At 41.5% G+C, this 11,563-nt stretch carries 10 protein-coding genes and 1 riboswitch; of the genes, 1 reads left to right on the forward strand and 9 read right to left on the reverse strand.

The annotated features are described in order from the left end of the window. The first annotated feature begins 3 nt into the window (after positions 1-3). Positions 4-2,838, forward strand: a complete 2,835-nt coding sequence (gene uvrA, locus HZC45_05745; GenBank protein MBI5682651.1) for an excinuclease ABC subunit UvrA — start codon at positions 4-6, stop codon at positions 2,836-2,838. Here uvrA and cobI read toward each other — a convergent pair. From cobI to HZC45_05790, 9 genes are all read right to left on the reverse strand, one after another. Continuing rightward, entirely contained in the window at positions 2,776-3,537 is a 762-nt protein-coding gene (cobI, locus tag HZC45_05750) for a precorrin-2 C(20)-methyltransferase (GenBank protein MBI5682652.1), read from the reverse strand. The two genes, uvrA and cobI, sit on opposite strands and share 63 nt — an antisense overlap. After that, complete coding sequence (gene cbiE / locus HZC45_05755) at positions 3,534-4,934, reverse strand: precorrin-6y C5,15-methyltransferase (decarboxylating) subunit CbiE (protein ID MBI5682653.1); 1,401 nt, start codon at positions 4,932-4,934, stop codon at positions 3,534-3,536. Before cbiE ends, cobI begins: the two co-directional genes overlap by 4 nt. After that, positions 4,931-6,079 carry a cobalamin biosynthesis protein CbiD gene (gene cbiD / locus HZC45_05760; GenBank protein ID MBI5682654.1) on the reverse strand — a complete coding sequence of 383 codons (1,149 nt, stop codon included), beginning with the start codon at positions 6,077-6,079 and terminating at the stop codon, positions 4,931-4,933. The genes cbiE and cbiD overlap by 4 nt, the downstream gene beginning before the upstream one ends. Next, a complete protein-coding gene (locus HZC45_05765; protein ID MBI5682655.1) occupies positions 6,060-6,482 on the reverse strand; it encodes a hypothetical protein in 423 nt (140 codons plus the stop codon). The genes cbiD and HZC45_05765 overlap by 20 nt, the downstream gene beginning before the upstream one ends. A gap of 101 nt (positions 6,483-6,583) precedes the next feature. Next, positions 6,584-6,760 carry a CbtB-domain containing protein gene (locus HZC45_05770; protein ID MBI5682656.1) on the reverse strand — a complete coding sequence of 59 codons (177 nt, stop codon included), beginning with the start codon at positions 6,758-6,760 and terminating at the stop codon, positions 6,584-6,586. 54 nt (positions 6,761-6,814) lie between these two features. After that, positions 6,815-7,405, reverse strand: coding sequence for a HupE/UreJ family protein (locus HZC45_05775; GenBank protein MBI5682657.1), 591 nt, complete (start codon positions 7,403-7,405; stop codon positions 6,815-6,817). 56 nt (positions 7,406-7,461) lie between these two features. After that, positions 7,462-8,556 carry a precorrin-8X methylmutase gene (locus tag HZC45_05780; GenBank protein ID MBI5682658.1) on the reverse strand — a complete coding sequence of 365 codons (1,095 nt, stop codon included), beginning with the start codon at positions 8,554-8,556 and terminating at the stop codon, positions 7,462-7,464. Between the two features lie 100 nt (positions 8,557-8,656). Beyond that, positions 8,657-8,852, reverse strand: a riboswitch (cobalamin riboswitch). Between the two features lie 368 nt (positions 8,853-9,220). Further along, complete coding sequence (locus HZC45_05785) at positions 9,221-9,994, reverse strand: DsbC family protein (GenBank protein ID MBI5682659.1); 774 nt, start codon at positions 9,992-9,994, stop codon at positions 9,221-9,223. Positions 9,995-10,446: 452 nt separating this feature from the next. Further along, the gene (locus HZC45_05790; GenBank protein MBI5682660.1) at positions 10,447-11,490 is read right to left on the reverse strand and encodes a 4Fe-4S binding protein; all 1,044 of its coding nucleotides are present in this window, start codon (positions 11,488-11,490) and stop codon (positions 10,447-10,449) included. Positions 11,491-11,563 lie beyond the last annotated feature (73 nt).

Here is an 11,563-nt window from a genome sequence, read left to right on the forward strand (position 1 = left end):
ATTATGGACAGGATTATCATCAAAGGTGCAAAAGAACATAATCTTAAAGGGATTAACCTTGAAATACCAAGGGATAAACTAGTTGTAATAACAGGTGTCAGCGGTTCAGGAAAGTCATCCCTTGCCTTTGATACAATATATGCAGAGGGGCAGCGCAGATATGTGGAGAGTCTGTCCGCATATGCAAGGCAGTTTCTTGAACAGATGGATAAACCTGATGTTGAATCCATTGAGGGACTATCCCCTGCCATAGCCATTGAACAGAAGACCACATCAAAAAACCCCCGCTCAACAGTCGGCACTATTACAGAAATCTATGATTATCTAAGACTCTTGTTTGCAAGGATTGGCAAACCGCACTGCTACAAATGCGGCAGGGAGATTACTGCCCAGACTGTCCAGCAGATGGTTGACAGGATTATGGATTTTCCTGAAGGGACAAAGACCATCCTTTATTCTCCAATTGTAAGAGGAAGAAAGGGTGAATATAGAAAGGAATTGGAGCAGTTGAGGAGAGATGGTTATACAAAGGTAAAGGCAGATGGTATTGTCATGGATTTAATAGAAGATATTCATCTGGACAAAAAGAAAAAACATGACATAGATGTTATAATAGACAGGCTCATCATAAAGGAAGGGATTGTAAAGAGACTTACGGATTCTGTTGAGACCGCAACAAAACTGTCCGATGGTATTGTGAAGATAGAGATTGCAGGGGGGCAGGAGATACTTTTCAATGAAAACCTTGCCTGCATCGCCTGCGGTATAAGTTATCCTGAAATGACCCCGACCATGTTTTCATTTAACAGCCCCCATGGCGCCTGCCCTGAATGCAATGGTCTTGGAGGTAAACTATATTTTGACCCTGACCTTGTTGTGCCAAATAAGGAACTCTCTTTAAGGGATGGTGCAATTGCCCCGTGGGAGAGAAAATCATCCATATATTTTCATCAGATGATAGATGCCATTTCCAGCCATTATAATTTTGACATATACACACCATTCAAAGACCTTCCCAAAAAGATTCAGGATTGCCTTTTGTATGGTTCTGGTGATGAAGATATAGAATTTTACTATGAAAAGGGGGACAGGAGACATTATTACAAAAGGGCATTTGAAGGGATTTTAAAGAATCTTGAAAGAAGGTATCATGAGACAGAATCTTTTGGTGTCAGAGAAGATTTATCCCTTTACATGAATACCCAGCCATGTCCTGTATGTAATGGTTCAAGACTGAAAAGGGAGGCACTCTTTGTAAAGATAGACGGCAGGTCAATACATGATATTACAAAGATGTCAATAAAAGAGGCGCTGTCATTTTTCACAGAACTTAAACTTGGCAGGACTGAAACAGAGATAGCAAGAAGGGTTTTGAAAGAGATTTTAGAGAGATTTGGCTTCCTTGTCAATGTAGGGCTTGATTATCTGACACTGGATAGACCATCTGCAACCATGTCAGGAGGTGAAGGACAGAGGATAAGACTTGCAACGCAGATTGGTTCAGGACTTGTGGGTGTTTTATACATACTTGATGAACCGTCCATTGGCCTGCATCAGAGGGATAATACAAGACTCTTATCTGCATTAAAAAGGCTCCGTGATATGGGGAATACCGTGCTTGTGGTTGAACATGATGAAGAAACGATTTTGTCTGCTGATTGTGTTATTGATATGGGTCCCGGTGCAGGTGAAGAAGGCGGAAGGATTGTGGCACAGGGAACACCTTGTGAAATTATGCAAAACCCTGATTCTCTTACAGGCAGATATTTAAGCAAGGTTGTGGAAATACCTCTGCCATTAAAGAGGGCTAAACCTGATGGAAGGTTTCTTACAATAAAAGGTGCGAAGGCAAACAATCTTAAGAATATTACAGTTAAAATCCCGATTGGCATTATAACCTGTGTTACAGGTGTATCAGGTTCTGGCAAAAGCACCCTGATTATAGATACGCTTTATAAGGCGCTGGCACAGAGGCTGTACCATTCAAAAGAGCGGGCAGGTGAGGTTGATGCAATCTCAGGGCTTGAGTTTTTGGATAAGATTATTGATATTGACCAGTCACCTATCGGGAGGACCCCGCGTTCAAATCCTGCAACATATACAGGGGTTTTTACACCAATACGGGATTTATTTGCACATATCCCTGATGCACGGATGATGGGTTATAAGGCAGGCAGATTCAGTTTTAATGTTAAAGGCGGCAGGTGTGAGGCATGTGAAGGCGATGGTGTAATAAAGGTAGAGATGAGCTTCCTGCCCGATGTATATATTACCTGCGAGGTTTGTAATGGCAGGAGATATAATAGAGAAACCCTTGATATAAGGTATAAGGGTAAAAATATTTCAGAGGTACTTGATATGACGGTGCTGGAGGGCCTTAAATTTTTTGAGAATATTCCGTCTGTCAGAGAGAAACTTAAAACCCTTTTTAATGTGGGGCTTGGTTATATAAAACTCGGTCAGTCTGCAATAACCCTTTCAGGCGGTGAGGCACAGAGAATCAAACTGGCAAAGGAACTTTCAAAGAGGGCAACAGGAAGGACATTATATATCCTTGATGAACCTACTACAGGACTGCATTTTGCAGACATTCAGAAACTTCTGGATGTGCTGCAGAGTTTGAAGGCAGGCGGAAATACTATAGTTATAATTGAACACAATCTGGATGTCATAAAGACAGCAGACCATATAATTGATTTAGGTCCTGAGGGTGGGAATGAAGGAGGAATGATTGTTGCTGCAGGAATGCCTGAAGATGTGGCACAGGTCAAAGGCTCATACACAGGACAGTTTCTGGAAAGGGCCATTTTTTACAATCAGCATGGAAAAGTAGTTTAGTCTTCTGCCTTTTATAAGGTTAATGTCCCTGATAATCTCTTCATCATTTAGTCCTGCATTTGAGATAAAAACAGCGCTTTCCATTAGATTTAACTCTTCTAGGATAGGGATAATCTTATCCATCACTTTATTAATCTTCATTAAAATAACAGTGTCAAATTCCTTTAATGTTTGTTTAATTTTGTTGTGTTCATAGGTTGCAGGTATCACTGCAACCCTTTCACTGCCTTTTACCAGCGGGGTGCAGGCTATGGCAGATGCAGCATTTATAGATGAAACACCGGGTATTATCTTTACTGTGAATTGTGAATTGTGAACTGTGAACTGTTCAAGAAGGTAGATAAATGTAGAATAAAATAATGGGTCGCCGATTGTGATAAATGCCACATCCCTGCCGTTTTCAATCTGCTCTATAATCTGCCTCTTTGCCTCTTTCCATGTGTCCACAAGTTCATCCTGATTCTTTTTCATGGGGAATGTGAGTTCAAGGATTTCTTTATCCTTTATATCTATAACCTGTTTCACTATATCAAGGGCGCGGCTTTCCCCTTCTGACTTTGATTTAGGCACAGCAATCACATCAATCTCTTTTAACATCCTTGCTGCCTTTAATGTCATGAGTTCAGGGTCGCCAGGACCTATACCTATGCCATATAAAATACCGTGGGATGTGAGGTGTGAGATGTGAGGCGAACTCATTGATTTTTCTCCCCAACGATTATAAAGACAGGATTATGTGCATTAAAGAGGTGAAGGTCAGCGACATCTCCCTGCTGTAAGCATGCAGGGACAGGCTTTGTCTTTGCAATATTTACAGAGGTAACCTCTGTATTCCATTTTAACCCTTTAAAAGACTTGGCAGCAGTTGATAAAGTTTCAATGGTTATGGCATTTATAACCATCCTCCCTCCCTGTTTTAGTCTCTTTGCACATACATCTATTATCCTGTCAATATCTTTTCCGCCGCCGCCAATAAATACAGCATCCGGAGAGGGCATGCCTTTAAGCACAGAAGGGGCAACCCCATTTATTACTTCCATATTTTTTACATTAAACCTCTTTTTATTTTTCTCAATACAGGTAATCATCTTTCTGTCTTTTTCAACAGCAAAGACCTTTCCTTGTTTTGCAAGAAGTGCTGATTCTATGGATACTGAACCGCAGCCTGCGCCAATGTCCCAGACAATACTGTTCTGTTTGAGTTTTAGTTTTGATAAACTAATAATGCGGATTTCTTCTTTTGTGAGCATGCCGTTGGGATGGCTGAAGGAAGAATCTGGGATACCGAAACTACCGTGATACGCCTGCCCCCGAATGTTTGTATCGGGGGTGATGCCTGCCCCCGAATGTTTGTATCGGGGGTGTGATGCGTAAACAGCCTTTTCCTTCTGACTCCTGACTCCTGACTCCTGACTTCGCATCAGTATCATCACATTCAGCGGTGAAAAGTCTTTTTTGGAAATTAGGGATAGTGTTCCTTTTGTAATCCTTTCCCTATCAGTCCCCAAATCCTCACAAATATAGGCAGTATAATCTTTTATGCCTTTGTCAAGGAGTGCCTTTGCTATCTTTGAAGGTGTATTTTGAGGGTCTGTAAAAATGCCAACTTTATTGTATGCCGATATTTCATCAATTATATCTTTTTGACCCCTGACTTCTGACTTCTGATCCCCGCTTAAAGCCTGCGGGGACAGGCTCCTGACCTTTCCTCTTCCATGCACACTTAAAAACCTTGCATCATTCCAGTTTTCTTTGATTCTTGCGAATGCCTCCTGCATAGTAGAGGCATTTGGGATTATCTCTATCGTGTCTTTACCAAACCTTTTTAGGATAAAATCCGCAATACCGAAGAAGTTGGGGTCCCCTGTGGCAAGGACGACAGCATAGTGAGGAGTGAGGAGTGAGGAGTGAGGAGTTAAAACCTTTATGATTTTATTCAAATCAGAGCCTATCACAATTCTTTTTCCTTTAAACTCAGGAAAATAGGCAAGATGCCGCCTGCCGCCTATTAGAATAGAAGCATTCTCGATTAGTTTTAGTATCTTCTTTGAAAGGCTCTCCTTGCCTTCTATGCCTATGCCAATAATATAAGTCATGTTTTAATCATAACCTCACCTTCATATCCGACCAATATGCAATTTATATTATCGGTGGCTGCAATATCGGCTGCATTTTCTTTGACCTTTTCACAGACTGTTTTCAAAATGTTTTCCAGATTGTTTTCCTTTAAAATATAAAACACCTGCCTTGCTGTATTTGCATTTTTGATGTTTTCAATAATATCATATTTCGCCCCTGCCTTTTTTACAAGGTTGGACAAAAAGTCAAATTCGATGCTGGAATCTGTGCAGTGGGTTTTAAAGTACCCTGCTGCAAGTTTGCTGAACTTCCCAAATTGTCCCGCAATAATAATTTTTTTTATTCTCGACTCTCGACTCTCGACTCTCGACTCTTTTAACGCATACCCCATATGGTCGCCGACAAGTATAAATGCCTCTTCAGGCAATTCCAATTCCTTTTCTAAAGTTTTTTCACTGCTCCTCCCCGTTGAAAATACCAGTTCTTTACAGCCTGATGCAATTGCAACATCTATTGCGCAGGTTATGGAATGGCGGTATGCGGATAGAGATAATGGTTCAACAATGCCTGTTGTGCCTAATATGGAAATGCCCCCGATTATTCCGAGGCGGGGATTCATTGTTTTTTTTGCGATTTCTTCGCCATGCGGGACAGAGATAACTACTGTGATGCGTGATGCGTGATGCGTGATGCGTGAAAAAACCTCCCTAACATCATTCTTAATCATTTTTCTTGGCACAGGATTTATTGCAGGCTCGCCGACTGGAATTGCAAGCCCCGGTTTGGTAACAATGCCGATGCCTTTGCCGCCGAAGACCGTGATGCGTGATGCCTGCCCCCGAATGTTTGTATCGGGGGCGTGATGCGTGAATTGAAATGCCTTATTATTTCTGACTTCTGACTTCTGACTTCTGACTTCTGCAACAATCTCTGCCCCATTTGTTACATCAGGGTCATCGCCTGCATCCTTTATGACAGATGCAGAGGCTCTATTTTTGCCTAATTCACATCTGTAAATAGGAAGGATAACAACATTTCCAATCGGCAGGGTTATCTCAACATCTTTAACTTTTTTTTGCGTCAAAAATGCTAAAGCCGCTGCCTTGACAGCAGCGGCTGCGCATGCACCTGTTGTATAGCCTTTACGAAGCTCTTTCTTCATTAAACCTTTTCCAGAAATATCCGAGCATAATACCTAAAACCACTGCAAGCACAAGCCCCTGTATTGCCTGAGGCACATTGAAGTTATACCTGTCTGGAGTTGTCAGGGCAAGACCATATGCCCCTCCAAATAAAACAATCCATAAGAAGATGGCTATATAAACCCCTTTTGTGATACTACTCTTAAATGGCAGCCATCCTTGCAGGAGATTTAAAAAACCGCTCACAACAATGCCAAACACAGCACCGCCTACCCCAAATGTAATTATGTGCTGTAAAGGGGTCTGTTCAAATGGGAATGCACTAGTAATTACATTAACACCAATGGCAATCCACCCCCAGAGTATGCCGCTAGCGGCACCCAAAACAATGCCCTTCCTCCAATCAATAGATTGAAATTGCATATATACCTCCTATGTTAAGTTTAGGAGTTCTGGAGTTGCGGAGTTAAGGAGTTAAACTCTTAAACTCTTAAACTCATTAACTCTTAACTCACAACTGTTCTTTAGTGGCACGGCATCCCTAAAACATGCCTGAAATCATGGAATGTGTCATGAACCATTGGGATAATGGTATCAACACCATACAGGATTACAACCATTGAACATGCCACTGCTGCAAGAACCAATGCCGGCAGAAATGCCCTTGAAAATGTAAAATCTTTGCTAAATATTCTTTCCATTTTAAATTCCTCCTTTTTTAATTTGAAATTTTGAAATCCTTAATCACAACCTTTTTATGCAAAAGCCAGATAAATCCCGGCTATCGTGATTACACTGCCGGCATAACGAAACAGTTGAGGTCTATCAAGTTTTTTGAATAAGATGCTGACACCGATACCGGATAAATGCAGTAAAGAGGTTGCAAGGACAAAACCTATGCTGTAGTTAAGTCCTGATAATCCTGCAGGTATTTCTGTTCCATGTGCATGCCCATGAAATACTGCAAAAAGGCCAACAATTGTCATGCTTAATGCCAGAGGTAAACTTACTGCCGCAGAGATAAGAACACCGAGAATCAATACAGACATGACAATCCCCTGTTCAATAAACGGCACAGCAACACCGAACATGCCCAAAACAGAGCCTAAAATCATTATGCTGACAAAGGTAAGGGGGATAGACCATACAGCCCTGCCGCCTGTCTGCGCTGCCCATATGCCGACTGCGAGCATTGCAAGGATGTGGTCTATGCCGTTAAGCGGATGGCTAAATCCGTATGCAAATCCGGTTGTATGCCCAATGCCGGTATGGGCATAAACTAATGACGGTGTTAAAATAATGGCGAACAACAACAGCAATAAATCTCGCTTAAATATCTTCTTCATAATCTCCTCCTGTTTTAATTTCTAATTTCTAATTCCCCCGCCATCACCTCCTTATCCTATAACTTTTCTTCTGCCATAATCAATAATGCATTTACAATCGCCACTGCAACTGTAGAGCCGCCTTTCCTCCCTTTGATTGAGATGTAAGGCACATTAAGTTTCATCAATTCTTCCTTGGATTCTTTTGCATCAACAAAACCCACAGGCACACCTATAACAATCGCAGGTTTTATATTTTGTGTTTTAATCATTTTTACAATCTCAAGGAGCGCAGTCGGCGCATTGCCAATGGCAACAATTTTGGAGTTTGGAGTTTGGAGTTTGGAGTTTGGAGTTAAAGAAAATCCGCATTCAAACGCCTTTCTCATTCCTGCCGCTGTTTTCGTGATGCCTGCCTCTTTCGCAAACTCCGCCACATCTTTATCCGCCACAAAACATCTCACAGCGCCGCCAAACTTATTCAGCCTTTCCTTGTTTATCCCAACTTCTATCATCTTCACATCTGTAATTATATCAGAGCCTCTTGAAATTGCATCTATGCCTGTTTCAATTGCATTATTGCCGAACCTGACCAAGTCAGCATATTCAAAATCCGCAGTTGTATGAATCAGACGCTTTACTATCGGCAGTTCTGGTGAATTGAATTTTGACTCATCCAGTTGTTCGCTTATAAGGCGAAAGCTTTCTGCCTCTATGGGATGCTGGGCTACAGTTGGGAGTTGGGAGTTGGGGGTTGGGAGATTTGTTTTCAGTTTTTTACTCTGAACTCCGAACTCCGAACTCCGAACTGATCTTATCCTCTCTACTGCCACATCCACAAGTTTCTCATGATAGCCGAGATGCGGCACAAGGATAATATTCAAATCAGGGTATTTCTTTTTTGCAGTTTCTACTTCAAAAGGCAGGTCTTTTGTCACATGGGCGCCCATATATAAAAAATATGGATGCACGATTATATTTCTGATGCCCTTTTTTACCAGAATATCAACAGCGCCCTGAAAATCAGGCTGGGCAAACTGCAGAAACGCAGGCTGGACAACAGCATGACCGCCTCTATTTCTGACAGACTCTGCAACCCTTACAAGTGTATTATTTGCCTCTTTGACAGGGCTTCCATGTCCGAGGATAAGAACAGCCGTGATGTTTGACACAATATCTCCTTTTCCTTAAAATAAAAATCCCCAGTCCTTTTGGGAACTGGGGATTAACCGTTTTTTTAATCCATATCCTTTACCTTCTTTACCATAGAAGGTGTGTGAAGTATATCATGGCAGGTCTCCTGACTTGCGGTTTAGCCTACTCTCTGTCGCCTTCCCAGTGAAAACCAGTGGCATTTGTGCAGATTTCGTTACCGCTCACAGTGGCGGGTCCGTGAGGGATTTTCACCCCCTTCCCTATTCTACCTCTAAAACATATTCCAGAGGTCACCATGATATAAAATTATAGTATTTTGAATCCCTTACCTTAAATAGAGGATGAAAGTCAAACAAAATCTGCACTCTTGTTCCGTAACAATCAAAAGTAGACATTTGGGAAAGACCAAAAGTAGACATCAGGGGTAAACCCCCACACCAATACCAAGAGACTCTAACGTCCTTTTAAACTGTATCTCCCCTTCATCATCCCCTTTTTTGTATTTGTAATGCCAAAACTAAACGGGGCGTCCATTAATTGACAAAATAAAATAAAGGGGAAATATAATATTCAGGAGATAACAATGCCGAAAGGAAGGCAAGTTGGGTGGAGAAAGAATTAAATGGGCTTGCCCTTTATATTTATAAATATAGGATAGTACTCCACTAAAGCAACCTCTCTTTACTGCTTTGCCTCCAATATATTGAGGAGTGCATCTGCATCAACATAGCCTGGGATTACTCTCCCGTCAGGCAATATTATAAATGGCGTGCCGTCTATGCCGAGGGTTTTGGCGAGTTTTATATTTTCGTCTATCTCTTTTGCCTCGCAACCGGGCTTGGGCAGTTCTTTACCCTCAAAGGCGTCTTCCAGCATCTTTACAGACTTTTTGCACAGGATTGCCTTTGATTTTTCATATGCCTTTGGATGAGATTGAAGTGGATATAGTTTTATGTAAAAGGCAATATCTTTCCTTTTCTCAATAATCTTTTTTGCCTCTTTGTGTAGTTCCCTGCAATACGGACAGTCAGGGTCATCAAAGATTATGATTTTGAGCGGGGCATTTGGACTTCCTATTACAAGCGCATCTTCAAGAGGTATCTGGCTTGGGTCAATCCTTCTTTGAGACGCAGGTTTTCCTATGTCAGAGATAGGGATAAACCGAGCCAGCACTACATATTTTTTTGCAAAATCAAGATACGCAGTAAAATCATTCCCTTCCTGAATTCCCCTTATCTCCCACAACCCCTTAACAGGGCTCATGCCTATAGATTTCACTTCTGCCTTTAATATATTTTTTGCCTCTTCTAGTGTAATCTTATGACAGTCAGTGCATTCCTTGCCGCACCCCTGTATCTGTTCGTTTGTTTGAAATGCATCGGCAACATAGCTAAAAAGGGTCAGATAAACTATACTTAAAAAAACAATAGCAATAAAATTCAATATCCTTTTCATTGTTTGCACCTCACATATATCTTCCAAATATTTAATATATTGCCTGCACAATTGCAAGGTTTTAAATAAAACCAGCAAAAAACTATCAAAGCTCTAAAACCTTTTATCCTGTTGTCTCTAAAAAAAAGGGGGGCAGAGCCTATGGAAGTGAGGTTATACTGGCATCTTAAACCGCAACACGCTGTATAGGCTGTCAGGCACGAACAGTGTTTTGGCTGGATACCAGAAATTATCTCTCCCCCCTTTTTTTAAGCCCTGCCAGAAGCAGAATCTCCAGCAGGGCAGTCTTGATGAAGTCGTAAAAAGTCTGAAAACATACATTTTGTCATTCCCGTGAAAACGGGAATCTAGTCTTTCCAAATAGTTGCACCGCATCTGGATACCCGCTCCCCGCTTAAAACATGCGGGGACAAGCTTCGCGGGTATGACGACTTTTTACGAGACCATCAGTCTTAAGCAGTGTTTTTCATAAAGAGCGCTGCTGTTTTCGCGTTATCAGTTTTGTAAGTGTTATTCCTTTTAAGTTTGCAGTCAGGGCAGTATTCAATATGGTCTGCATTCAACCCTTGTGAAAGCAGCCTCTGCCTTACCCTCATAAACACGCTGTCTGCTGCCATCGGCATCCCGCACCCTCTGCAAAGGAGGATACCCTTTTCACATTTAGTTTCTGCATTAAACCATTTATCCAATCTTAACCTTCTATCTATAATTATGCATCTTTCAGGACATGCCTTTTCACAAACAGGACAGCCTTTGCATAAACTATGATTATATACTAGGAATATCTTCTCATCTTCCCTGCCCCTTGCCCCTTGCCCCTTGCCCCTTTTTAATGCAAGCGCGCCTGTTGGACATACATTACTGCAGTTTTGACATAGGGTGCATCTCTCTCCTATATCTATCCATGCGGTTCCGGGAAATGGCAGCCTGTCAGAGGATGAATTAAATAAACGCCCCAATAACCCCTCATTAAAAAAATATCCTCTGTCATTATCATTGCCATCTACATTATCAGAGATTTTAAATGCCCGCTCATAGCCGTTTCTGGCAAAGAACTCTGCAAGTTTTTTAAGATGTCCTGTTTCTTTGCACTCATTGCATCCAATCAAATTTACGGAACTGCCATTTGATAGAATTCCAGTTAAACCCCTAAAAGAGATACTGGAGATATGAGAGGTATAGATTGCCAAATTTTTGTCAGCGCCATTATATTTAAAGCCTGTTCTTTCACAGATAAAGATTATTTTTTTGCCTTCTTCCGAAAGTTTTATCCCTTTTAACATGGAACTATTTGCGTCCATATCATCTATAGCGTTTACAGGGCAGACCTGATAGCATAAGCCGCATCTTGTGCATGATTCATGGTTTATGAATGCAGATTTTCTGTTTCCCTTGCTTGCAGCCTTAATCGCCTTTTCAGGACAGATCAATACGCAATTAGCGCATCTATTCTCCATTATGCATATGTCCTGTTTGACAGCAGGATAGTTATCCATATTTCTCCACCTTACAAAATTTCCCCAGCGCCGCTTACTGCTGGAGCGGCACTGGGGAATGAAAAGCAAATAC

It is taken from the genome of Deltaproteobacteria bacterium, assembly GCA_016223005.1.
GTDB lineage: Bacteria > Desulfobacterota > GWC2-55-46 > UBA9637 > GWC2-42-11 > JACRPW01.

Bases quoted from the DNA above. Each gene is read 5' to 3' on its own strand.
- HZC45_05765 (MBI5682655.1), bottom strand. From the start codon at position 6,482: ATGCAATTTCAATCTATTGATTGGAGGAAGGGCATTGTTTTGGGTGCC.
- cbiE (MBI5682653.1), bottom strand. From the start codon at position 4,934: ATGACTTATATTATTGGCATAGGCATAGAAGGCAAGGAGAGCCTTTCA.
- HZC45_05785 (MBI5682659.1), bottom strand. From the start codon at position 9,994: ATGAAAAGGATATTGAATTTTATTGCTATTGTTTTTTTAAGTATAGTT.
- HZC45_05775 (MBI5682657.1), bottom strand. From the start codon at position 7,405: ATGAAGAAGATATTTAAGCGAGATTTATTGCTGTTGTTGTTCGCCATT.
- HZC45_05790 (MBI5682660.1), bottom strand. From the start codon at position 11,490: ATGGATAACTATCCTGCTGTCAAACAGGACATATGCATAATGGAGAAT.
- cobI (MBI5682652.1), bottom strand. From the start codon at position 3,537: ATGAGTTCGCCTCACATCTCACACCTCACATCCCACGGTATTTTATAT.
- cbiD (MBI5682654.1), bottom strand. From the start codon at position 6,079: ATGAAGAAAGAGCTTCGTAAAGGCTATACAACAGGTGCATGCGCAGCC.
- uvrA (MBI5682651.1), top strand. From the start codon at position 4: ATGGACAGGATTATCATCAAAGGTGCAAAAGAACATAATCTTAAAGGG.
- HZC45_05770 (MBI5682656.1), bottom strand. From the start codon at position 6,760: ATGGAAAGAATATTTAGCAAAGATTTTACATTTTCAAGGGCATTTCTG.